Annotated in this window: 22 protein-coding genes; 3 read left to right on the top strand and 19 right to left on the bottom strand. The window is 64.1% G+C overall.

Features of this window, described 5'->3' with window-relative positions; translation table 11 throughout:
* Positions 1-65: 65 nt before the first annotated feature.
* Positions 66-902, top strand: coding sequence for a DeoR/GlpR family DNA-binding transcription regulator (locus tag BKM74_RS13370; RefSeq protein WP_086466211.1), 837 nt, complete (start codon positions 66-68; stop codon positions 900-902).
* 119 nt (positions 903-1,021) lie between these two features.
* Here the strand turns inward: BKM74_RS13370 and BKM74_RS13360 are convergent, their stop codons facing one another.
* A complete protein-coding gene (locus tag BKM74_RS13360; RefSeq protein ID WP_086466210.1) occupies positions 1,022-1,498 on the bottom strand; it encodes an Lrp/AsnC ligand binding domain-containing protein in 477 nt (158 codons plus the stop codon).
* A gap of 154 nt (positions 1,499-1,652) precedes the next feature.
* Between BKM74_RS13360 and BKM74_RS13355 the strand changes: the two genes are divergently transcribed.
* Together BKM74_RS13355 and yghU are read left to right on the top strand one after the other, a co-directional pair.
* The gene (locus tag BKM74_RS13355) at positions 1,653-2,447 is read left to right on the top strand and encodes an alpha/beta fold hydrolase (RefSeq protein ID WP_086466209.1); all 795 of its coding nucleotides are present in this window, start codon (positions 1,653-1,655) and stop codon (positions 2,445-2,447) included.
* A gap of 374 nt (positions 2,448-2,821) precedes the next feature.
* The gene (gene yghU, locus BKM74_RS13350) at positions 2,822-3,700 is read left to right on the top strand and encodes a glutathione-dependent disulfide-bond oxidoreductase (RefSeq protein ID WP_086466208.1); all 879 of its coding nucleotides are present in this window, start codon (positions 2,822-2,824) and stop codon (positions 3,698-3,700) included.
* A gap of 337 nt (positions 3,701-4,037) precedes the next feature.
* On the opposite strand, the gene BKM74_RS13345 is transcribed toward yghU, so the two are convergent.
* From BKM74_RS13345 to BKM74_RS19005, 18 genes are all read right to left on the bottom strand, one after another.
* The gene (locus tag BKM74_RS13345) at positions 4,038-5,738 is read right to left on the bottom strand and encodes a recombinase family protein (protein WP_086466207.1); all 1,701 of its coding nucleotides are present in this window, start codon (positions 5,736-5,738) and stop codon (positions 4,038-4,040) included.
* Positions 5,739-5,800: 62 nt separating this feature from the next.
* A complete protein-coding gene (locus BKM74_RS13340; RefSeq protein WP_086466206.1) occupies positions 5,801-5,995 on the bottom strand; it encodes a hypothetical protein in 195 nt (64 codons plus the stop codon).
* Between the two features lie 102 nt (positions 5,996-6,097).
* Positions 6,098-7,012 (bottom strand): nucleotidyl transferase AbiEii/AbiGii toxin family protein, encoded by a 915-nt coding sequence (locus BKM74_RS13335; protein ID WP_086466205.1) that lies wholly within the window; start codon positions 7,010-7,012, stop codon positions 6,098-6,100.
* Positions 7,005-7,883, bottom strand: coding sequence for a type IV toxin-antitoxin system AbiEi family antitoxin domain-containing protein (locus BKM74_RS13330; RefSeq protein WP_086466204.1), 879 nt, complete (start codon positions 7,881-7,883; stop codon positions 7,005-7,007). The genes BKM74_RS13335 and BKM74_RS13330 overlap by 8 nt, the downstream gene beginning before the upstream one ends.
* 373 nt (positions 7,884-8,256) lie before the next feature.
* Positions 8,257-8,574 (bottom strand): DUF736 domain-containing protein, encoded by a 318-nt coding sequence (locus BKM74_RS13325; protein ID WP_086466203.1) that lies wholly within the window; start codon positions 8,572-8,574, stop codon positions 8,257-8,259.
* A 3-nt stretch (positions 8,575-8,577) separates the two neighbouring features.
* A complete protein-coding gene (locus BKM74_RS13320; protein WP_086466202.1) occupies positions 8,578-8,901 on the bottom strand; it encodes a DUF2274 domain-containing protein in 324 nt (107 codons plus the stop codon).
* A gap of 38 nt (positions 8,902-8,939) precedes the next feature.
* The gene (locus BKM74_RS13315) at positions 8,940-10,160 is read right to left on the bottom strand and encodes a TrbI/VirB10 family protein (protein WP_086466201.1); all 1,221 of its coding nucleotides are present in this window, start codon (positions 10,158-10,160) and stop codon (positions 8,940-8,942) included.
* A gap of 11 nt (positions 10,161-10,171) precedes the next feature.
* Complete coding sequence (gene trbG, locus BKM74_RS13310; protein ID WP_217895485.1) at positions 10,172-11,173, bottom strand: P-type conjugative transfer protein TrbG; 1,002 nt, start codon at positions 11,171-11,173, stop codon at positions 10,172-10,174.
* The gene (trbF, locus tag BKM74_RS13305) at positions 11,170-11,889 is read right to left on the bottom strand and encodes a conjugal transfer protein TrbF (RefSeq protein WP_086466199.1); all 720 of its coding nucleotides are present in this window, start codon (positions 11,887-11,889) and stop codon (positions 11,170-11,172) included. The genes trbG and trbF overlap by 4 nt, the downstream gene beginning before the upstream one ends.
* Before the next feature lie 3 nt (positions 11,890-11,892).
* Positions 11,893-13,236: a P-type conjugative transfer protein TrbL gene (gene trbL, locus BKM74_RS13300; RefSeq protein ID WP_086466198.1), complete on the bottom strand. Its 1,344-nt coding sequence runs from the start codon at positions 13,234-13,236 to the stop codon at positions 11,893-11,895.
* 21 nt (positions 13,237-13,257) lie between these two features.
* Positions 13,258-13,971, bottom strand: coding sequence for a P-type conjugative transfer protein TrbJ (gene trbJ, locus BKM74_RS13295; RefSeq protein WP_086466197.1), 714 nt, complete (start codon positions 13,969-13,971; stop codon positions 13,258-13,260).
* Positions 13,968-16,475 carry a conjugal transfer protein TrbE gene (gene trbE / locus BKM74_RS13290; protein ID WP_086466340.1) on the bottom strand — a complete coding sequence of 836 codons (2,508 nt, stop codon included), beginning with the start codon at positions 16,473-16,475 and terminating at the stop codon, positions 13,968-13,970. The genes trbJ and trbE overlap by 4 nt, the downstream gene beginning before the upstream one ends.
* Positions 16,469-16,738 (bottom strand): VirB3 family type IV secretion system protein, encoded by a 270-nt coding sequence (locus tag BKM74_RS13285; protein ID WP_086466196.1) that lies wholly within the window; start codon positions 16,736-16,738, stop codon positions 16,469-16,471. Before BKM74_RS13285 ends, trbE begins: the two co-directional genes overlap by 7 nt.
* Complete coding sequence (locus BKM74_RS13280) at positions 16,738-17,046, bottom strand: TrbC/VirB2 family protein (protein ID WP_085126703.1); 309 nt, start codon at positions 17,044-17,046, stop codon at positions 16,738-16,740. The genes BKM74_RS13285 and BKM74_RS13280 overlap by 1 nt, the downstream gene beginning before the upstream one ends.
* 11 nt (positions 17,047-17,057) lie before the next feature.
* Entirely contained in the window at positions 17,058-18,023 is a 966-nt protein-coding gene (gene trbB / locus BKM74_RS13275) for a P-type conjugative transfer ATPase TrbB (RefSeq protein ID WP_086466195.1), read from the bottom strand.
* Complete coding sequence (locus BKM74_RS13270) at positions 18,020-18,421, bottom strand: ribbon-helix-helix domain-containing protein (protein ID WP_086466194.1); 402 nt, start codon at positions 18,419-18,421, stop codon at positions 18,020-18,022. The genes trbB and BKM74_RS13270 overlap by 4 nt, the downstream gene beginning before the upstream one ends.
* 116 nt (positions 18,422-18,537) lie before the next feature.
* Positions 18,538-20,574 (bottom strand): conjugal transfer protein TraG, encoded by a 2,037-nt coding sequence (locus BKM74_RS13265; RefSeq protein WP_086466193.1) that lies wholly within the window; start codon positions 20,572-20,574, stop codon positions 18,538-18,540.
* 794 nt (positions 20,575-21,368) lie between these two features.
* A partial coding sequence (locus BKM74_RS19005; protein WP_407668696.1) for a transposase occupies positions 21,369-21,682 on the bottom strand: 314 nt, incomplete at its 5' end.

The raw sequence follows: 21,682 nt of genomic DNA, 5'->3' as shown, positions 1-21,682 counted from the left end.
ATGTAAAATTATGTAAGGAATATTCCAATATCTTCCTTACACCATGGAAGCATCCAAGGGGAATCATGCCACTATCGGGCCAGAACCTGACCTTGCCACCGCCATGGGGTGCCCTGGGCGGCGATGCCGATAGTGCCGGCGGCACCGCCGCGCGGCAGAAGGCGATCCTGGAGATCGTCGGCCAGAGCGGCTACGCCACCATCGAGAGCCTGGCCGCGCATTTCGGCGTTTCCGCCCAGACCATCCGGCGCGACATCATCACGCTGGATGAGCAGAAGCTGCTGCAGCGTTTCCGCGGCGGGGCGGGCGCGCGGGAAAATACGGTGCGGCTCGGCTACACCGAGAAGCGTGCCCGCAACCAGGAGGCCAAGGCGGCCATCGGCCGGCACGCGGCGGCGCATATCAACCACGGCGACAGCCTGTTCCTTGATGTCGGCACGACGGTGGAGGCGGTAACACAGGTCATTGCCGGCCTGTCCGGCCTGCGCGTGGTGACCACCAGCCTGGCCAGCGCCATGATCCTGGCCGAATGGCCGGAGATCGAGGTGGTGGTCGCCGGCGGCACGCTGCGCGGCGCCGACGGCTCACTGATCGGCGCTGCCACGGTAGAGACGATCCGCCAGTTCCGCTTCGATCATGCCGTACTGGGTTTTTCCGGCATCGATGATGACGGCGCACCGATGGATTTCGACCTCGCCAAGATCGCCGTGAAACGCGCCGCACTGGAACGGGCGGGGCAGTGCATCCTGGTCGGCGATCACAGCAAGTTCGCCCGGCCTGCCCTGGCCCGCATCTGCGAACCGGCGGAGATCGGGCTGCTGGTCACCGACCGTACGGTCGAGGCACCAATGCTGGAAAAGCTGCACAAGGCCGGCGTGAGAACGGAAGTCGCCGCGACATAGGTGCGGCAAAGAAGTAGCGGTGTACTGCGTCGTGGCCGCAGCCTTCCACCGCCGGACTGCCTCCCTTCCGGTGTAAGTATTGCCTTCATCCTTGACGATAGCGGCCCCGGATCGGCGGGTCAGAATGGCAATCGCGCGTTTTCCTTGACCTCCCTCATGACGAAGAAGGTCCGGGTATTCCGGACGCCAGGGAGGCCGATCAAGGTCTCACCCTGCAGTTTGTTGAAATCGGCTATGTCGCGGGCGCGGATTTTGAGGAAATAATCAAACTCACCCGCCACCAGAATGCAGTCGAGGATATCCTTCACCTTCAGCACGGCCGCTTCGAAGGCGTAGCGGCTGTCCGGCGTGGAGCGGTCGAGCATGACTCCGATCATCACGAGAGCGCCCAGCCCGACCGAGGCGGGTGCGACCTCCGCCCTGACCCCGGTGATGTGACCTTCATCGAACAGTCGCCGCGTCCGCCGGTAACAGGTGGCGGCACTGACACCCACGCGCGTTGCAAGCTCGGCATTCGTCAGCCGGCCATCTGCATGGAGCGCACGCAGGATCTTCATGTCGATGCGGTCCAGATTGCTGATGGAAGATTCTTTCATTTTTCTCTACTTGATGAAGAAAAACTCTCATTTCTATTCAGAAAATCACTTCTAAAACAAATCAGAAAGCAAAACTAGAGAGCACCATTCGTATCGGGTTTTCTATATTTGGCGCCGCCCCAAGTGTTGGCCCCCGCAAGAAAGGACTGGCAACATGATCAAAACCATTCGTACCACTGCCGCCGCGGCGACCGCCGCCGGTTTCATAGGCTATGCACAAGCGGAGCCTTTGCAGCCCATTCCCGACCTCCAGACGGTTCGAAGCGTCGTGCTGGTGCATGGCGCATTCGCCGACGGGTCGGGATGGCGCGGCGTTTATGAAGAGCTGGCGTCGCGCGGTTACAGCGTCACCATCGTGCAGAATCCGCTCACATCGCTTGCCGACGATGTTGCGGCGACGAGACGGGCGCTGGACCGTCAGACCGGCCCGGCGATCCTGGTTGGTCACAGCTGGGGCGGAACCGTCATTACGGAAGCGGGTGTCCACGCGAATGTCGCCGGGCTGGTCTATGTCTCGGCGCTGTCGCCCGATGCCGGCGAGACGACGGCCCAGCAATATGCAGGCTTCACCACGCCGCCGGAATTCGTCATCGACGCCCATAGCGACGGCTTCGGCTTCGTGAAGCCGGAGCAGTTCAAGGCCGGCTTTGCCGCCGATGCCAGCGATGCGGACGCCGCGTTCCTGCGTGATTCCCAGGTTCCCATCGCCCTGTCGGCCTTCGAAACCAGGCTGGAGAACGCCGCCTGGAGGACGAAGCCGAGCTGGGCCGTTATCGCCACGCAGGACAAGGCGTTCGATCAGAAGATGCTGCAGGCGATGGCAAAACGCATCGGCGCGGCGGTGACCGAAGTGCCGGCGAGCCACGCAGTTTTCATGACACGGCCGCAGGAGGTTGCCGACGTGATCGACGGGGCCGCACGCAGCTTTTCTCTGGCAAAGGCGAACTGAGCAGGATCATCCCACCAGGCCTTACGCACGGCAGGGTCATCCCACCGCCGAAATGGTAGTGAATATATAGACTGCGGAGCAGGACAGCTGAGGGCCGCCCTGCTCCGTTGTCTGCCAGCAGCGAATCATCGGCAGCATTACGAGGCGCAAGTGACTGCCGGCGCCCTGCCTCAGATTGTGCGTCTATCCCCCAGCGCGCGGCTGAAAAATCTCCAGCACTGAGAAAGCATTCTTAGATGCCAGGGATAGAAGCTATGGACCTCAAGGCAATCGGGTTGGAATATCTGCGGCGAGAGGCGTTGGCATAACTGCTATCCTGATCCACCTCACCGAGAAGACAGGCACGTAGCCAAACGATACTCCGGAGCCCACTGATGACCGACCATACTCACTATCTTCCACCCAAAGTCTGGACCTGGGACCAGGCGAGCGGCGGCGCCTTCGCCAGCATCAACCGCCCCATCGCCGGTGCGACGAAAGAACATGCGCTTCCCGTCGGCAAGCATCCTTTCCAGCTTTATTCGCTCGGCACGCCGAACGGACAGAAGGTCACGATCATGTTCGAGGAATTGCTGGCAGCCGGCCACAAGGAGGCGGAGTATGACGCTTGGCTGATCCGGATTGGCGATGGCGAGCAGTTCGGCTCGGGCTTCGTCGAGATCAACCCGAACTCCAAGATTCCGGCCCTGCTGGACCGCAGCGGCGCAACCCCGATCCGGGTGTTCGAATCCGGCGCGATCCTGATGTATCTCGCCGAAAAATTCGGTGCGTTCCTGCCGACGGAGCCGGCGGCGCGGGCCGAGACGCTCTCCTGGCTGTTCTGGCAGATGGGCTCAGCGCCCTTCCTGGGTGGCGGCTTCGGCCATTTTTATGCCTATGCACCGGCCAAGCTTGAATACCCGATCAACCGCTACGCCATGGAGACGAAGCGCCAGCTCGACGTGCTCGACCGGCGGCTTGCCGACAATGAATTCATCGCGGGCGATCACTATTCCATCGCCGACATGGCGATCTGGCCCTGGTATGGCGGCCTCGTGAAGGGCTGGCTGTACGACGCGGCGGAATTCCTCGCGGTCCAGGAGTACACGCATGTCAACCGCTGGGCCGACCAGGTCTTCGCGCGACCCGCCGTCGCGCGCGGCCGCAAGGTGAACCGAACTTCCGGTGATCCGTCGAGCCAGTTGCACGAGCGGCACGACGCCAGCGATTTCGACACCCGAACCCAGGATAAACTCAGCGCAACAAACCCATAAACATCGCCGGCAGGCGCGCCCTGATCCCAGCATGACTCCCGCGACATCGAAGGAAATAGCCCCACCTCTGCGCGCCTGGCTGTCGCAAGCGGGGCTTAGATTGCCATGGTAGGGGATAAATTTCAGGAGCGGTCACGACGCTGATGCATTCACCGCAGGCCCGCCCGGTAAGCCTGTGTGCTTACCTCTTTCTTGCCCGTTGGCCGTCTTGCCCCGAGCCCCGGACACGCGAACGCCGCCAAGCTGTTGCATTGGAGGTCTTTTATTTGGTTGCGGGGGCGTGATTTACCGCTTGTTCGCCTTGCTCAGGCGCGTTGCCTCCGGCCGCACCGGCTGGTTAATTCACCGACCCCGGCGAGCAACAAAAAAGCCTCCCGGGTGGGAGGCTGTTTTGTTGGTTGCGGGGGCCCGCAACGTCTTTTGTTATAACTTGGGGTCTGTTGCGGCTTTTGCGCCCGGAAACGATGTCGAGGATGTTCATCGCCTCGCCGCGTAAGGTGGCGTTGACCTCGCCGCGCTTGTCGCCGGGCTCAAGCACCACTTCGTCGACCAGCGCACGGAACGCCTCGGCGGCCTGATCGCGCAGTTCGGGATCGGCCAGAGCCTCGCTCAACTGCGTCACCTTGGCCTTGTAGATTTCGGCGATGTTGGGGTGGATGTCCGGGACATCCTCGGGCGCCTGTTCCATGCGCGCCAGGACATCCGCCTTCTGGCGTTCCAGTTCCTCCATCCGATCCTTCATGGCCGGCTGATACATGCCGTCCTCAATCGCTGCCATGATGCCGGCGATACCGCGTTCGATCTTCTCCAGCGCCTTACGGTCAAGCTCCACCTGCGCCCGGCGTTCACGGTTCTGACTGTTCAGCGCTTCGGCATAGGCGCGCACGGCCTTGGCGACCCGCTCGGCCGAAACCAGCCGTTCGGTAAGGCCGGACAGAATACGCTGCTCGATGTCATCGCGACGGATGGTATGGCCGTTGTCGCAGGTACCCCGCCGATAACGATTGAGACAGCCATAGCGGTCACGGGTGATGATGCCGTAATTGCCGCCGCAGCAGCCGCATTTGAGTAGGCCGGAGAACAGAAAGGCGGGGCGGCGCAGCTCGTTGACGTGCTTGGCACGATAAGCGCGCACGCCTTTGGTGACATTCTCGAACTGCCTGGAAATCTCCTCCTGCCGCCGCCGCGCCGCCTGCCACAGGTCTTCGTCGACGATGCGCAGTTCCTGCACCTCGGTCCTGATCCATTCGGCCTCCGGGTTGACGCGCGAGACGCGCTTTCCCGTCGCCGGGTTCTTGATGTAGCGGAGCCGGTTCCAGACCAGCACACCGGCATAGAGCTCGTTGTTGACGATGCCGGTGCCCCGGCAGACATGGCCGCGAATGGTGGTGTCTCCCCAAGCCTTGCCATTGGGACCGGGAATACCGTCGCGGTTGAGATCGGCGGCGATGGCCTTGGGGCTCTTGCCGGCGGCGAATTCGCGAAAGATGCGGCGGACGATCTCGGCCTCGGCCTCGTTGATCTTCCGTTCGCCGCGCACCTGCTCGCCATCGCCGTTGAGCCGCTTCACGACGTCATAGCCGTAGCAGAGGCCGCCGCCCGCCTTTCCCTTCTCGACGCGGCCGCGCAGACCGCGGTGGGTCTTGGCGGCGAGGTCTTTCAGGAACAGGGCGTTCATGGTTCCCTTGAGACCGACATGCAGCTCCGAGATCTCGCCCTCGGCAAGCGTCACGAGCGTCACGCCCGCGAATTTGAAATGCTTGTAGAGGATGGCGACATCGGCCTGGTCGCGGCTGATGCGGTCCAGCGCTTCCGCCAGCACGATCTCGAATTTGCCCGCCTGCGCGTCCTGCAAGAGCGCCTGAATACCCGGCCGCAAGGTGACGCTTGCGCCCGAAATGGCGGCGTCCTTGTAGACCCCCACCACTTTCCACTTCTCCCGCGCCGCCTGATCCCGGCAAATGCGGAACTGGTCCTCGATGGAGGAAACGCTCTGATTGTCCGAGGAATAGCGGGCGTATAGCGAAACGCGGGTCATAAGACTTTCCTTTCTCTCAAGGGCGGATTTCACCCGTCCGGTTCCCGCCCCTCTTCCTTTGGTCAGTTGTCGTTGGCCGCCCGCTTCCGCCGCTCCCGCTCCCAGGCCCTGATGTGTTCGCAGGCGATGTGGCGGCCAATGGCCCGCGCGATGGTGTCCAAGTGCCGCTCCGCTTCTTCCCTCGCCAGTTGCTCTGGCCCATTATCGTTCGCCGGAGGCGGGATGACCGCGGCCGCCTGGTCCTCCTTTTCCTTCATGGGTCGAACCTTTCCAGTATTGATGCATACTGGATAAGGATCGCGCAAAAGCAGCCGAGTTCTTATGGCCGTTATATACCCTGGTCTTCTCCCACGCCTCCTTTAGGCAAACAGCGCCTTCAACATTTCTCCCTGCTCGGCATGCTTGGCTGGATTTTCTGCCTTGAGCCTGCGCAAGTTGAGAAGCTTCCACTGGATGGCGGGGAGCCGTTCGCCCTGGGGCAGGTCGATGAGAGCGAAATCCGGTTCGGCGTTGTGAAGCGACATCAGGAATGCCGCTGCGTTGTCGGTCAGACGCCTTCGGACATCCGTGATCAGGCGCGTTCGCGCCGTTTCGAGATCGGACAGCGCGATCTCTTCCCGCGTCATCCCAACGAATTCCTCAGTGTACAGTTCTTCTATCGGGATAGCCGGTGGCGCCAGCAGTTCGTGCGGCGGACGGCCGGACGCGCAGACATAGACCAGAAAGACCCGGAACAAATCGTCCGTCAGCCCCTCATTCTCATAGAGCAGGTGGACATCGTAGAGATCGCGCGGGTGCTGGCGGTCGAGGGCGGCATGCAGCTTGCCGGCAAAGAGGTCCTCGAAGGCGAGCACCGGCATCTCGGCGAAGCCAAAGGCCTCCTCCACCGCGTCCGAAACCCTCATCGGCACCGGCGACAGCACCGTTCCGCGCATGACAGGCGAGGTCTCGATCTTCACACTCGCCGCACCGCGAGAGGCCATGATGCGGGTTTCCAGGTTCCCGCCGCCAGCGATGCGCTGGAGCCGCACATCCCTGTTGCTGCGGCCGAATGAGTCCATGATCCGGTCGAGCGTGGCATCGATTTGCTGAAGAGAGACGGCGCGATCCTCGATCGGCACATAGGTCAGATCGATATCGACCGACAGACGCGGCATGTCCCGGTAGAAGAGATTGATGGCCGAACCGCCTTTGAGCGCAAAGACCTCCTCAGCCGCAATGGCCGGCAGGAGGCGCATCAGCAAGCGGACCTGCTCGACATAGCGTTCACGCATGGCTCGCGTCCTCGTCCCCATCCGCAGGCAGAAGCGTCTCGGGCACATAGATCCGGTAGACCGGGTGCAGTTTTCCGCCCTTCACCAGCGCGCGCGGGCCGGATCCGAAATCGATGGCGCTCTTGTCAAGATGCTTCACCCAGGCATGGGCATGCCGGTCGGCGAACACGAAGAACAGGCGCTTAACCTTGATGCTTCGGCAAGCGCGCAGCAGGGTCATCAGGCGCTTGGGACGCAGGTTCGTCAGCCCCTGAAAGATCATGTCCAGATTGTCGAAGGTCGCGTGGGCTGGCAGCTCGTCGAGCGCTTCGAGGATGGCGCGCTCGGGGGACGAAACCTTGAGCGGCCAGCGCCAGGGGCTCACGGTCGGGCCATGTCCCGCCCCCACCCCCGGCGCGCTCTCGAATTGGTGCTCGGCATTCTCGACGCCGGCAAGGTCGTCACCGAACAGGACGCGCGAGCGAACGACGAACTGTGCCTTGCCCGGAAGGCGGGCCAGCCAGGAGGGAACTTCGCCATAGAGATAGACACGCTCCCCGCCGCCAAGCGGCAGATAGTGAGCGAGCCCATGGAAGCCGAGCGCGCTCAAGCCACCCAGATGGACGTCATGTTCCATGATCCATTGGATCGACAGCAGCGGGAGCTGCCAGTCGGTCTCCGGTCGGACAAGCGGGCGCCCTGCCTGATCGGTATGAGGCAGCGGCCGGCGGTAGACCCCGCGTACCACCCGCTCCAGCCAGCCCCGCTCGGCGTAATCGTGGATGGACTTGGGATCGATGCCGAAGCGCTTCAGCCATGCGGCGTCGACCAGGAAGCCGGGAGGAACGCGCTCCAGAAAGGGCTTCAGCCTTGGTGTTCTTTGATGGCTCATAACCATCAAATTCGCACATTTTGAAAATATGCGCAACTTTCATTTCCTATATATCCCCTTTTGATGGTCCATAACCATCAAAAAATGGAGACTTCAAAATTCTCTATGCCATTGCCGTCCGGGACGGGCGCACCGGCAGGAACGACCACGGACGCACCCCTTTTCGAGAGCCCGGCAGGACGATGATACGAATCCTCGGCACATACGCTTATGGTCCGAGGATTCGTAACAATCTCCCCTGCAGGAAGGCTCGCCTTGCCTTCCGCGACATCCACACGACCGCGAAGGGCGCGACTTCCGAATTCATGGGCAAAAGCCATCGCCGTCTGAAGTCTTTTGCGAACGATTTCGGAATAGAGCAAATCGGAGCAGTTCATCCCTCCCGCCGCCTGTTCCAGACGAGCTGCGCCCAGTCCCCCTCCTCGGAGGGGAACAGGGCGGCGGTGAAGGGTTCGGGAAGGCTCGGGTCGTCGAGACGGAGGCGGAGATAGTATTTCGGGTGATCACCCGTTGTCCGGGCATCCCAGGCGTCACCGATGCGGGCGTTGCCGACAAGGACTCGGAATGCCGGGGCGTTGTCATGGGTACGGTCGTCATTGGGGACGAGCCGGACTTTGGCGTCGATGGTGAGCGTGCGGATGGAACCGGTCCAGCCCCCGTCATTGGACAAAGTGAAGGTGCCGATTTGCATAGGTTACTCCTGGAATTGCGATGCGGATGAGACAGCGGGCGACGCCGCTTCGCTATCGCCCGCGCGGGGTGAGCGGGCGCGCCGCGCCGGTTTGTCGATGTTCGTCTCGGGCAACCCCTCCTTGCGCGCCTTGGCGAAGGCGCGGTCGCTGTCGAGGAAGGCCTCCAGCATGAAGGGAATGAGCTCGGCGACGGACTCGGCCTCGCCATAGGTGGCGCGGTAGAGGATCGCATAATCCCGTAGCGCCTGGTTCAGGTCGGCGCCGACGGTGATGGTGATCTTCGCCGGCGTGCGGTCGGGCAGTTTTCCGAGTTTCAGATTGGCCATGATCGATCCTCCTTTGCTAAAGCTTCGGTGGACAGGTTTCAGCCCTGGTAGCGGCGCAATACGAGATCCCTGTGGACGATGATCCTGAGCGGCCAGCCGGGACGGACGGTGATGGTCGGCTGGATGTTCAGGTTCTTCTCGGTGATGCGCTGGCCGGCCCGGTTGACGTTCTGCTGGGTGGATTCGCGGATCGCCCGGACCAGGTCGCTCTCGTCGCTGCCGAGGCTCAGCTCCGTGCCGACGCCGAGCAGGGTGGCAAGCGCGATGCCCTTGATGAGCCGCCAGTTGTGGTAGTCGACCTCGTCCTCGAGGCCGGCATAGCCGGCGGTGTCGGTGGCGGGCAGATTGTCGATCTCGATGGAGGAGCCGTCGGGCAGGATGATGCGCTGCCAGACAAGCAGCGCACGGGACTGGCCGAAGGCAATCACGCTGTCATAGGTGCCGATTAGGCGCGAGCCCTGCGGGATCAGCAGCGTGCGGCCGGTCACCGTGTCGTAGACGTTCTCGGTGACCTGGGCGGCGACGAGGCCCGGCAGGTCGGAATTGATGCCGGTGATCAGGCTCGCGGCGATCACACTGCCGGCCATCACCTGATGGGGCGAGACCGGGGTCTGCAGCGCATGCGGATTGTAGATGCCGCCAGTATCGCGCTGATTCAGGAAGTCGAGCTTGCGCTGCTGGTTGTTCTGGTCGCGTTCGGGATCGAGTGCCAGGCGGTCAGCGTCGGGCAAAACTATCTCCGTCGCTGCCATTTGCTGGGACTGGCCCGTCACTGCCGGCGTGTCCTGCCGCGGCCGGTTCTCGATCCGGAAGAAGACGCCGGCCTCCTTCGCCTGGATGGCCTGCTGGGCGAGGCGCTGCTCCTCGGCGGACAATTCCGATCCTCCCGGCGCGATGCCGAGCTGCCGCTGGCGTTCGAGGATCGGCCGGCCGAGATCGCCGGGCAGCGGCGGCCCGAGCTGCGGTGTCTCCGGCTTGACCTGGCTGTAATCGCCGGGCAACGCGGCAAGGCCGTCCGGGGTCGGTTTGCGTTCGGTGTTGTAGAGCTCCTCGGCCTGGTCCTGGATTCGCAGGGCCGGGCCTTGCAGCGCCATCATGGTCACGCCGAGGATGGCGCCGGAGCCGAGCGCGGCCACGCCGATGACAAGGCCGCGCCTGAAGCGTACGACGCGGCGGGGCGCGGCGCGCAGGTCCAGCTTGCCGGGATCGCGCTTGGACGAACCGGCAGGTTTTGGCGTGGGTGCGGCGGGATCCGTCATGGCCTCTCCCCCTACCGGTCCGTGCGCGAAAACAACGCGGTGCGCCGTGGCGTCTCGTCGGTCCGGGAAATCCGAACCACCTGCTGCGGCTTGGCGCCGAGGCGCAGTTCGGCGGCAGCGAAGAGGCGGTCGACGATGTAGTAGTTGCCGCGCATGCGGTAGTTGACGAGCTGGTTGCCGCCGTCGGCGCCCACCACGAAGAGCGGCGGCGCCTCGCCCTGGTCAATGCGGCGGGGGAACTCAATATAGACCTTGTGGCCGTCGTCGAAGGCGCGCAGCGGTTTCCAGGGCGGACTGTCGCCGGTGATGACGTAACGGAAGCGGATGTTCTCGAGCGCCACGTTCGAGGCGACCGGCAACGCCGCCTCGGCCGCTGTGTTCTGTCGGCGCAGGGCGAGAATCTGGTCGGACGGATAAGTCCAGGAGATCGCCGCCATGGCGGTCCTCTCGGTGCTTTCAAGCTGGAGGTGATAGGCGCGCCGGTCGGTGGTGATGACGAGATTGGTTTTGAGGTCCGGCGCGAAGGGCTTGACCAGCACATGGATGCGCTCGCTATCGTCCGTGCCGCTCACCGTGTCGCCGATCACCCAACGCACGGTGTCGCCGGCGGAGACGGAGGTGAGCTTTTCGCCGGGCTGCAAGGCAATGTCGCTGACGCGCTCGGGCGCCGCATAGAGACGGTAGAGCGCCCCTTCCGTATAGGGATAGACCTGGATGGCGTTGACATAGCCGTGCTTGGTCGGCTCCTGGGTCGCCGCCTTGTTGGCGTCCTCGACCCGCTCGGTCGGCGGGCGCTTGTCCTCGGTCACCTCGCCGGGCTCCGGCAGAAGCTGGCCCGGCAATGGCAGGACCTTCGGCACCTCGACGATCTTCACCGGCCTGGCCGGTTCCCTGTCGATGACGGCCGGCTTGAAGTCGTCGGAGTCGTAGCTGATCGTTGGCGGCAAAGGCTTTGTGGCGCAGGCGGACAAGGCCAGCGCCGACACGGTGATGACGAACATGTTCTTCTTCATTGAGAGGGCTCCTTGGGCAATTGCGGCGCAGTGGCGTCGAGTTCGCGCGACCAGTCGATGGCGTTGACGAAGACGCCGAGGGGGTTCTTGCGGAGCTGCTCGGCGGTGCGCGGGGTCTGGATCACGACCGTCAGGATCGCGGTCCAGCGCTCGGTGCGGGCCAGGCTACCGCGCTCGAAGACCTGCTCGGTCCACTTGACCTGGAAGGAGGCGTCAGAGGCCCGCACAACGCTCGTCACCTGGACCGAGACGCTGCGGGTGCCGATCGCGCTGAAGGGATCGTTCTTCTTAGCGTGGTCGTTCAGGAACAGCGCGGCGCGGTCGGTGGCGAAATCGTAGGCGGACAGCCAGTTCTGGCGCACCAGCACCGGATCGGTGGACACCGAACGGACGTTGGTGATGAAGCGGGCGAGGTGCCAGGCGATCTGGGCGTCGGCCGGCTGGTAGTTCTGGATTGCCGGCGCGACGGCGCGCGCCTCGCCGAACTTGTCGACCTCGACCACATAGGGCGCGACGCGGCTTTGCAGCGACTGCCAGAGCAAGCCGCCGGAAAGACCGACGGAAAGCGCCAGGCAGCCGAAGGCCATGACCCGCCAGTTTCTTGCCTGGATACGGGACGCGCCGATGCGCTCGTCCCAGAGCTGGGCGGCCCTCTGATAGGGAGTGACGGGCTCCGGCGTCGTGCCGTATCGTTGAATCGGTCGTCGGAAGAACATGGGTCAGTCGTCCTTGTCATTGAGGGAGGGATTGGCGCCGTTGCCGGGCCGGTCACCGTCCTTGATGGCTTGGGTGGCGGTCTGCCGATGCGCACGCGCCGCCTGTTCGGAGCGCAGGCGGTTCGCCCAATCCGGCGGGGAACTGGAGGGGATGCCCGCCGATGCGGCGCTTGCCTCCGACATGGAGGCGGTCGGTGTGCCGCCGGTGGCCGTCCAGGCGCCACGGCGTCCGGCATCGGCGCTTTCTTTCAGAGAGGAAGAGGCGCGACCCGCGACTTGGCGCGCGGCGTTTGTGGCGGCTCCGCCGGCAGCGCGCGCCATGCCACCAACACCGGCCGCGGCGCCTGCCATGCCCGACGTCCCGGAGGTCGCCTGTCCCAGTTGGTAGGCGGAAGAAGCGGCAGACCCCATCGCCGTGCCCGCGCGGATGGCGGAAAGACCGCCGCCAGCGGCCATGCGCGCCCCGGCAAGCGCCGCGCCACCGGCGAGCATGGTCGCGCCCACCGCAGCACCAGTTGCGCCGAGGGCGGCGCCGGCGCCGAGCTGCGGTGCTCCGGATACAAGACCCGAAGCGATGCCGGGGCCGAAGATGCCGAGACCGAGCAGCGCCAGGGCGCCCAGCACCTGCGACATGGCGGCGGCAAGGTCTGGTTCCTGACCCTGAAGGCCGTTGGTGAAGGAAGCGAACAGCGTCGAGCCGATGCCGACGATGACGGCGAGCACCATCACCTTGATGCCGGAGGAAATCACGTTGCCGAGAACCCGTTCGGCGAGGAACGACGTCTTGTTCCAGAGCGCGAAGGGCACCAGGACGAAACCGGCGAGCGTCGTCAGTTTGAACTCGAGCACCGTGATGAAGAGCTGGATCGCCAGAATGAAGAAGGCGATGAGGACCAGGAACCAGGCCAGCAGCAGGACGAAGACGGTGAGTGCGTTGCCGAAGATTTCCGGAAAGCCGACGAGATTGCCGACCTGATCGATTAGCGGATACGCCGCCTCATAACCGGTGGCGGCGATCTTGCCAGGTTTGAGCAGATCGTCGGCGGCGAGCGTGCCGGGCGCGGCCTGGATGCCGAGACCGGAGAAGGACCTGTAGATGATCTCGGCAAGGTTCTGGAAGTTGTTGAGGATCAGCGCGAAGACGCCGACATAGAGCACCTTCCGGATCAGGCGCCCGATGATGTTGTCCTCGCCGCCCAGAGCCCAGAACAGGCCTGCCAGCGTGATGTCGATGCCGATCAGGATGGTGGTGAGGAAGGCGACGTCACCCGACAGGAGTCCGAAGCCGCTGTCGATGTAGCGGCTGAAGGTCTCCATGAACCGGTCGATAATGCCGAGATCGTTCATCGCGCGCCGCCTCCCCGTCCGTCAGTTCCCGGAATAGGCGGAGCCGGACCCGAGGAACCTGCGCGTGGTCTCGCGCGCCGCTTCCTCCGCCTGCGCCTTGCGCGCGGCGTCTTCGGCCTCGGCCCGGTAATGGGCGGCCATCAGCGTCTGGATCTGCATCTGCTGCTTGGCTGAGAGGGCAATGAGCTGGTTGGCGGCCTGCTGCGCCTGCAGCGCCCCGACGGCGCCCTGGCTCCGATTGACGAGATCGGTGAGTAGCCCTTCGTCGGCGCGCACGTTCTCGACGATCTGCGATTGCACCCGCATGGTTTGGCGGAAAGCGTTCATGGCACTCTGCCAGCGCTCGCGCGCGGCAGTGGCGATATCGCTGGTGCTGACCGTGGCGTCGTACGAGCTTGGATATTGCTGCCGCCACTGGCCTTCGAGCTGCGTCAGGTCGAAGCTGAGGCCGTCGACCTGCATCATCAGCCCGTCGATACGGTTCAGCGCCCCCTGGAGTTGTCCGAGCGAGGAGAAATCCAGCCGCTGAAGGTTCTTTGCCATGTTCTGCAACATGACCGCCTGGTTCTGGAGCTGCTGGATCTGGTTGTTGATCTGCTCCAGCGCCCGCGCCGCCTGCAGGACATTCTGACCGTAGTTGGTGGCATCGAAGACCGGCCAGGCGGCATGGCCCGCCTGTGGCAAGCCGATAGCGAGCGACGCGGCGACGAGCGCCGCGAGAGACGTGCGTTTCATGGTGTTGGCTCCTGTGTTTGGGGAGAGAACCGGCCGATGATGTCAGCGGCCCAATCGAGGCCGCGCGCCCTCAGGAACTTGGCGGCGAAGGTCTCCCGGCCGTGCTCGGCCAGGATCGTGTCGATGAGCGTCTGCGCGGCGGAATCGGAGGCGCCGCAGAGCGCCAGCGCCACGGGACCGAGGCCCAGCTCGAACAGCCGGTTGCCGCGGCGCGATTGCAGGTAGTAGTGCCGTTTGGGCGTTGCCTGCGCGATCAGTTCGATCTGCCGATCGTTGAGACCGAAGCGCTCATAAGCGGCCCGTGCCTGCGGCTCGACGGCGCGGTCGTTGGGAAGGAAAATGCGCTGCGGGCAGGACTCGATGATGGCGGGTGCGATGGCGCTGTCGGCCACGTCCGCCAGCGACTGCGTCGCGAAGATCACCGAGACGTTCTTCTTGCGCAGGACCTTCAGCCATTCGCGGATGCGCGCAGCGAAGAGCGGATTGTCGAGATAGACCCAGGCCTCGTCGAGAACCAACAGGGTTGGATTGCCCGTGAACCGCTCCTCGAGACGGTGGAAGAGATAGGTCAGCACCGGCAGGACGACGCTGGCCTCGTGCATCAGTTCCTCGGTCTCGAAGCAGTGGACGTCGGACAGCGCCAGCCGATCGCCGGCAGCGTCGAGCAGCCGGCCGAAGGGGCCGTCGAGCGTATAGGGCTGGAGCGCGGCCTTGAGGGCGTTCGCCTGGACGAGGACGGACAGGCCGGTGAGCGTGCGCTCCTCGGCCGGCGCGGTGGCGAGGTTGCCCAGCGCCGACCAGACGGCCTCCTTCACTTCCGGGGTAACGGTGACATGCTCATGAGCGAGCAGCGCGCCGATCCATTCCGCCGCCCAGCTTCGCGTCGCCGGATCGTCGATGTCGCGGAGCGGCTGGAAGGCGAGCGCATTCGTGATGTCATCAGGGGCCGCACCCAGCGCATGATGCTCCCCACCCATGGCGAGCACGGCGGCGCGCGCCGAATTGCCCTTGTCGAAGATGTAGACCTGAGAGCCGGCATAGCGCCGGAATTGCAGTGCGATCAGCGACAAGAGTACCGACTTGCCTGCGCCGGTCGGACCCACGATCAGCATGTGGCCGACATCGCCCACATGGGTGGAGAGGCGGAACGGTGTGGAGCCGCTGGTTTCCGCATAGAGTAGCGGCGGGCCGTCGAGATGGGCATTGTGCGCCGGTCCGGCCCACACCGCCGAGAGCGGCATGAGATGGGCGAGGTTCAGTGTGTGGACGAGCGGCTGCCGGACATTGGCGTAGACATGGCCCGGCAGTGAACCGAGCCAGGCTTCGACGGCATTCACCGTTTCCCGAATGCAGGTGAAGCCGAGGCCGTTGACGATGCGCTCGACGGCGCGGACCTTTTCCTCCGCGGCCTCCCGGTCCTCGTCCCAGACGGTGATGCTCGTCGTCAGATAACCGAAACCGACATGATCACTGCCAAGCGCCTGCAAAGCGGCGTCTGCATCGAGCGCCTTGTTGTCGGCGTCGCTATCGACCAGTGCAGCAGGCTCGTTGGTCAGCACCTCGCGCAGGATGGCGGTGATCGACTTGCGCTTGGCAAACCACTGCCGGCGCAGGCGGGTGAGCACCTTCGTCGCCGCCATCTTATCGAGCGGGATGAAGCGCGTGCCCCAGCGATAGGCAAAGTCCTGATGGTTCAGTGCGTCGAGGATGCCGGGGCGGGTCGCGTTCGGAAAGCCGAGGATCGTCAGCGTCCGCAAGTGCCGGTCGCCGAGCATCGGCTCCAGGCCGCCGGTCAAGGGCGTATCGACCAGCACGCCATCAAGATACATCGGCGTTTCGGGCACGGCGACGGGATGGCGCTTCGTCGAAATCGCCCCGTGCAGAAAGGTCAGCGTCTCGGCATCGTCGAGCGCGCGGATCTCCGGCAGGAAGCCGCTGAGCAAATCCAGCACCCGCTCGGTCTCGTCCCGGAACCGGGCCAGTTCCTGCCGCCAGTTGCGGCCGCCGCCGTCCCCTTCCCCCTTCCGGTCGGAATCCAGCAGCGCATTCTCGGTGCGCGCCTGCGCGTCGGGCGGCGGCATGTAGAGAAGTGTGAGGTGAAAGCGGCTTTCGAAATGCCGGCCCTGCCCGTTCGCCGGGTCATCGCTCCACCGGGGCGATGACTGATCTGACTCACCTTCAAAGGCCGCGCGGCGTTCCTCATCGACGAGCCATGAGGCCGCATCCGGGAAGTTGGACCGCGGATAATCCTGCGCCTCAAGCCGCTCCGCCTCGAAGAACAGCGCCCAGCCGGAGCCAAGGCGCTTCAGCGCATTGTTGGCCCGTGCGCCGAGCCCGACCAGTTCGGCCTCCGTCGCGCTTTCGAGATCGGGGCCGCGAAAGCGGAAGCTGCGCTGGAAACTGCCGTCCTTGTTGAGGACGATGCCGGGCGCGAGGAGCGCCGCCCAGGGCAGAAGATCGGCGAGCCGGTCGGCTCGCCCACGGTATTCGGCCAAGCTCAGCATCGCCACCACCCCCGTTGACGCAGTTGGCGGGCGAGCACGGACAGGAAGTCCGGATCGCGCCGAGCCGCAAAAACGCTGAGCGTATGCCCGGCGACGAACAGGCCGAGCCCGGCGATCCACTGCTGGAGACCGAGGCCGATGGCGGCCGCGAGCGTGCCGTTGAGGATGGCGACGGCGCGCGGCGCGCCGCCGAGCAGGATCGGCTCGGTCAGCGCGCGATGGACCGGGATTTCGAAGCCCTCGATGTGGCGAGCAGCATCCATCAGACGAGCGCCCCGCCGCCGAAGGAGAAGAAGGAGAGGAAGAAGCTCGACGCCGCGAAGGCGATGGACAGGCCGAAGACGATCTGGATCAGCCGCCGGAAGCCGCCCGAGGTCTCGCCGAAGGCGAGCGTCAGGCCGGTGATTATGATGATGATCACCGCGACGATCTTGGCCACCGGCCCCTGAACCGATTCCAGGATGCGCTGGAGCGGTTCTTCCCACGGCATGCCGGAGCCCGCCGCATAGGCCGGGGCCGTGAGCAGAAACGTGAGGGCGGTAGCCGACAGAAATCGGAGCTTTTTGCGCATGCGATGTCCTTTCATGAGAGCGATTGCAGTTGGGGCATGGAAAGCGTGGTCACCGCGTAATCGCCGTTGGCGTCGAGGCCGGTGACTTCGGCGATGGTCTCGATGCGGCGGGATGAGCCGCGCCCGGCGATGAACACCACGAGATCGATCGCCTCCGCGATCAGGCGACGCGGGATGACGGTGACGCTCTCCTGGACGAGTTGCTCAATCCGGTAGAGGGCGGCATGGGCGGAATTGGCATGCACGGTCGCGATGCCGCCGGGATGGCCGGTGTTCCAGGCCTTGAGCATGTCGAGCGCTTCGGCGCCCCGCACCTCGCCGACAATGATGCGGTCGGGGCGCAGGCGCAGGGTCGAGCGTACGAGATCGGCCAGAGATACGACGCCCGGCCGTGTGCGCAGCGCCACACAATCCTTCGCCGCGCATTGCAGCTCGCGCGTATCCTCGATGAGGATCACCCGCTCGTCGCAGTTGGCGATCTCAGCAAGCAGCGCATTGGCAAGCGTGGTCTTGCCCGAGGAGGTTCCACCCGCGACCAGTATGTTCTTCCGCTCCCGCACCGCCTGCCTGAGGGCTTCGGCTTGGATCGGGATCATGATCTGGGTGCGGACGTAATCAGTCAGGGTGAATATCTTCGCGGCGGGCTTGCGGATGGCGAAGCACGGCGCCAATGCGACCGGGGGCAGCACGCCCTCGAAGCGCTCGCCCGACGGCAGTTCGGCGCTGACGATGGGATTGTCCGCATGCACCTCGGTGCGGACATGGGAGGCCACCAGGCGGATGATCCGCTCGGTTTCGGAGGGGTAAATACGCAGGCCCGCATCGCCCCGCCCGTCGCCGAGCCGGTCGATCCAGAGTCTGCCGTCGGGGTTGACCATCACCTCGATCACGGCGGCATCGGACAGCGCCTCGGCAATTGCCGGCCCCATCGCCGTCTTCAGCATGGCGCGACGGCGTTCTTCGGCAGTCGTGCTCATGGGTTTTCCTCTCCGTCCCTGGGGCCGAGCGAGCGCTTGCCACCCGCGATCTGGCGGCCGACCTGCTCGACGAATTTCTGGTAACGCTCCTGCGCGACCGCCTGCGTCGCCTTGTCCGGGATCGGCGTGTGCGCGTTGAAGGTGAGATAGAGCCGCACGAAGAAGGCGAGGCTCTCAGTCAGGACATCGATGTCGCGCCGGATGAGGTTGTTCTCGCGCGTCAGCCGGTCGAGGCGGATCCTCAACGCCTCATCGATCGCATGGGCACCGCGGTGACGGATGTAATGGCGGATCGCGTCAGTGATGATCGCGGATTTGGAGGCGCCAGGCTTGGCCGCCAGCGCTTCCAGCTCGGCGCTCGTTTCCTCGTCGATGTAGATGTTGTGACGCGGCTTCATGCAGTGTTGCCCTGACGGTCTTGAAAAAGTCAGGACAAGGATCGCCGGATGCGCCGGAATCTCTTACGGCCTTTATGTACGACGGAATGCGATCACATGCGGATGCTTGCGCGGGATCAGAATCCTTCGAGGATATCTTTCTCCGGCCCCAGCGCTTCGTTGACGCCATAAACGCGCGCCGGCTTCGACAGCCGATCCAGGGCGCGCTTGTCGGCGACGACATCCGACTCGTCCGCATCGAGCCCCGGAAAATCCGGCTGCCCCGGCTCGACGGACTTCGCGGTATCTTCCTCCGCCAAGCCCGGGTGGCGCTGCTGCTGAAGCCCGCCCTCCTCGCCAAGGGAACCGCGCCTGGTACCGTCCTCGTCGGAAGGCATCAGGCGGTCGTCGGTATCGCGCACCTGGCCGCTCCAGTCGTCGGGGCGCGGTGCCGGTTTGTCCTCGTAGCCGCCTTCGGAAAGCTGTGGGGCCGGCAGGACACGCTGAGTGAAGTTCCGATCTTCGTAATAGCGGAGCTTCTTCGCCCGCATTGGCGGCAGGCCGGAGACCAGCACCAGCTCGTCCGCGGAGGGCAATTGCATTACCTCGCCGGGCGTAAGCAACGGACGCGCCGTCTCCTGCCGGCTGACCATCACATGCGACAGCCACGGCGCCAGCCGGTGGCCGGCATAGTTGCGCTGGGCGCGCAGTTCGGTCGCTGTGCCGAGGGCGTCGGAGATTCGCTTCGCCGTCCGCTCATCGTTTGACGAAAAGGCGATGCGAACATGGCAGTTGTCGAGAATGGCATTGTTCTCGCCATACGCCTTGGAAATCTGATTGAGGCTCTGAGCGATCAGATAGGCACGGATGCCGTACCCGGCCATGAAGGCCAATGCCGTTTCGAAGAAATCAAGCCGTCCCAGCGCCGGAAACTCGTCGAGCATCATTATGAGCTGATGCCTGCGGGTCTTCTTCGGGTCTCCTTCCAGCCGCTCGGTCAACCGCCGCCCGATCTGGTTCAACACCAGTCGCACCAACGGCTTGGTGCGCGAGATGTCGGATGGCGGGATGACGAGATAGAGCGAGACCGGATGTTCGGCATCCATGAGATCGGCGATGCGCCAGTCGCAGGCCGAGGTCGTCGCCGCGACGGTCGGGTCGCGATAGAGTCCGAGGAAGGACATGGCGGTGGAGAGCACACCCGAGCGCTCGTTCTCCGACTTGTTCAGCACCTCACGCGCGGCCGAAGCCACGACCGGATGGACCCTCGGGTTCTCCGGCGTGCCGAGATGGTTGGTCGCCATCATCCGCCGCAGCGTCGCCGCGAAGGACCGGCGCGGATCGGACAGGAAGGTGGCGACTCGCGCCAGCGTCTTCTCCTCCTCGGCATAAAGCACGTGCAGGATGGCGCCGACCAGCAAGGCGTGACTGGTCTTTTCCCAATGGTTCCGGCGCTCGAGCGCACCCTCGGGATCGACCAGGATATCGGCGATGTTCTGGACGTCGCGCACCTCGTCCGGCCCCTTGCGTACCTCCAGCAGCGGATTGTAGCGGGCCGACCGCAGGTCGGTCGGGTTGAATAGCAGGCAATGCGAAAATTTCGCGCGCCAGCCAGCGGTCAACTGCCAGTTTTCGCCCTTGATGTCGTGGATGACGGCCGAGCCGGTCCAGGTGAGAAGGGTCGGGACGACGAGGCCGACGCCCTTGCCCGAGCGCGTCGGCGCGAAGGCCATGACATGCTCCGGTCCGTCATGGCGAAGATACTGGTCGGCGAACCTACCGAGGAACACGCCTGCCGGACGGAACAGGCCGGCCTTGCGAATCTCGCGCGGCAAGGCCCAGCGCGAGGAGCCATAGGTGGTGACGAGCCTGCTCTGCCGCGCGCGCCACAGTGAGCCGATAATCGCCGCCGCACAGCCCATGAAGCCGCTGCCCGCCGCCAGCATCCCGGCCTTGTCGAATACCTCCGGCGCATAGGCCTCGTAGAAATACCACCACTCGAACAGCTTCCACGGCTGATAGACCGGCCAGCCGAACAGGACGAACCAGGGGCTGCCAAGCTGCGCCTGATAGCCCAACATGTCGGCGCACCACTGCGTCGCCGCCCATACGCCGAGGATGACGATGGCGAAGACGACGGCGATCTGGCCGATCAGGAGCTTGGTGGGGGTCATGGGCGTCGTTCCGCTGCTTGAGACAAACGGAACGATAATCGAGCGATGCGACAGAAGCGCTTATGGTCTTTATATACGATGGAATGCGATCGACGTTCTACGATCAGGACAACCACTTGGCATAATGAGTCGCCTGCCAAACGAAGTATGCCGCCGAGGCCATGTGCACAACTCCCACAATAGGATCGACGGAGGAAGACCCCGCCACTACGACCCGAAAGAGCAGCAGCGTGCAGGCCATGTGGAAATGCCGAAAGACGGTTCTAAGACATAGGCCCCTACAAGAACGACATCGGACAATTAAGTGGCTATGTTGGTACCCTCCGCGCCAACGGCAATGCCGGCATCGGCCTTTCTTCGAACCGACAGCAGGACAGCACCCTTGCTGCTCGACGGCGCCATGCGCGGTCGTGCGTTTCCGACCAAGTCGAACAGGTCCTGGGACCGACGCTCAGGCCCGGCGAAACTATCCTCATGGACCTGTCTGGACGCCCCCGTTGATGCAAGAAGAATCTTTTCGAAGAGTTCGGAGCGTAGTCGGGTGCTGACATGTGTCCGGCCTCTGTTGCGGCTATCACACGCTGCGGGCCCGTATGGGGATTTCGCGGATTGGGCCAATACAATCTGGCGCGCTCGAGGTGCGCATCCATGATCTGGTTTTCCCGATCCCGTCTTATTGACCGTGGCGCCTTACTCTCCGTTCGACCTTCTCACACTTTCGCAGCCCGCTAGAGGAGCGGACTAACCTGCTACGACCGGCGTTCGATAGGTTCCGCTTTTAGAGCAGAATTCGTTCATGCTGCATCGTATCCGGCGGCGGCGATGTAATTGGCACATTCCTGCACTGTGAAGGTTGGGATCAGGCTGCCGATCCTGTCCCACAGGCCGTCGATGGTGCGCTCGGCTGCCTTCCTGAGCATTGCCTTGAGCTTCGAGAAGTCCGGGCTGTAGGGCGGAAGAAACAGCAACGGCGCTCCCGCTGTTTCGATCATCTGGCGAGTCCGCGGACCCTTATGGCTGGACAGATTGATGGGGTTGTCTAATCGCTTCTGGGGCGTCAAGCATATTATTGCGTCGAGACGACGCTGCCGGGTGCATGGTTGTCTTC

Origin of the sequence: Oceanibaculum nanhaiense, assembly GCF_002148795.1 — a bacterium.
Classification (GTDB): Bacteria; Pseudomonadota; Alphaproteobacteria; order Oceanibaculales; family Oceanibaculaceae; genus Oceanibaculum; species Oceanibaculum nanhaiense.
Note: the sequence above shows the minus strand (reverse complement) of the source record. Positions and strands in the feature narration are given on the sequence as shown.

Bases quoted from the DNA above. Each gene is read 5' to 3' on its own strand.
- BKM74_RS13265 (WP_086466193.1), bottom strand. From the start codon at position 20,574: ATGACCCCCACCAAGCTCCTGATCGGCCAGATCGCCGTCGTCTTCGCC.
- BKM74_RS13330 (WP_086466204.1), bottom strand. From the start codon at position 7,883: ATGAGCCATCAAAGAACACCAAGGCTGAAGCCCTTTCTGGAGCGCGTT.
- BKM74_RS13340 (WP_086466206.1), bottom strand. From the start codon at position 5,995: ATGAAGGAAAAGGAGGACCAGGCGGCCGCGGTCATCCCGCCTCCGGCG.
- yghU (WP_086466208.1), top strand. From the start codon at position 2,822: ATGACCGACCATACTCACTATCTTCCACCCAAAGTCTGGACCTGGGAC.
- BKM74_RS13280 (WP_085126703.1), bottom strand. From the start codon at position 17,046: ATGCGCAAAAAGCTCCGATTTCTGTCGGCTACCGCCCTCACGTTTCTG.
- trbB (WP_086466195.1), bottom strand. From the start codon at position 18,023: ATGAGCACGACTGCCGAAGAACGCCGTCGCGCCATGCTGAAGACGGCG.
- trbJ (WP_086466197.1), bottom strand. From the start codon at position 13,971: ATGAAACGCACGTCTCTCGCGGCGCTCGTCGCCGCGTCGCTCGCTATC.
- BKM74_RS13355 (WP_086466209.1), top strand. From the start codon at position 1,653: ATGATCAAAACCATTCGTACCACTGCCGCCGCGGCGACCGCCGCCGGT.
- trbF (WP_086466199.1), bottom strand. From the start codon at position 11,889: ATGTTCTTCCGACGACCGATTCAACGATACGGCACGACGCCGGAGCCC.
- BKM74_RS13370 (WP_086466211.1), top strand. From the start codon at position 66: ATGCCACTATCGGGCCAGAACCTGACCTTGCCACCGCCATGGGGTGCC.
- BKM74_RS13320 (WP_086466202.1), bottom strand. From the start codon at position 8,901: ATGGCCAATCTGAAACTCGGAAAACTGCCCGACCGCACGCCGGCGAAG.
- BKM74_RS13325 (WP_086466203.1), bottom strand. From the start codon at position 8,574: ATGCAAATCGGCACCTTCACTTTGTCCAATGACGGGGGCTGGACCGGT.
- trbL (WP_086466198.1), bottom strand. From the start codon at position 13,236: ATGAACGATCTCGGCATTATCGACCGGTTCATGGAGACCTTCAGCCGC.
- trbE (WP_086466340.1), bottom strand. From the start codon at position 16,475: ATGCTGAGCTTGGCCGAATACCGTGGGCGAGCCGACCGGCTCGCCGAT.
- BKM74_RS13285 (WP_086466196.1), bottom strand. From the start codon at position 16,738: ATGGATGCTGCTCGCCACATCGAGGGCTTCGAAATCCCGGTCCATCGC.
- trbG (WP_217895485.1), bottom strand. From the start codon at position 11,173: ATGAAGAAGAACATGTTCGTCATCACCGTGTCGGCGCTGGCCTTGTCC.
- BKM74_RS13335 (WP_086466205.1), bottom strand. From the start codon at position 7,012: ATGCGTGAACGCTATGTCGAGCAGGTCCGCTTGCTGATGCGCCTCCTG.
- BKM74_RS13345 (WP_086466207.1), bottom strand. From the start codon at position 5,738: ATGACCCGCGTTTCGCTATACGCCCGCTATTCCTCGGACAATCAGAGC.
- BKM74_RS13360 (WP_086466210.1), bottom strand. From the start codon at position 1,498: ATGAAAGAATCTTCCATCAGCAATCTGGACCGCATCGACATGAAGATC.
- BKM74_RS13315 (WP_086466201.1), bottom strand. From the start codon at position 10,160: ATGACGGATCCCGCCGCACCCACGCCAAAACCTGCCGGTTCGTCCAAG.
- BKM74_RS13270 (WP_086466194.1), bottom strand. From the start codon at position 18,421: ATGAAGCCGCGTCACAACATCTACATCGACGAGGAAACGAGCGCCGAG.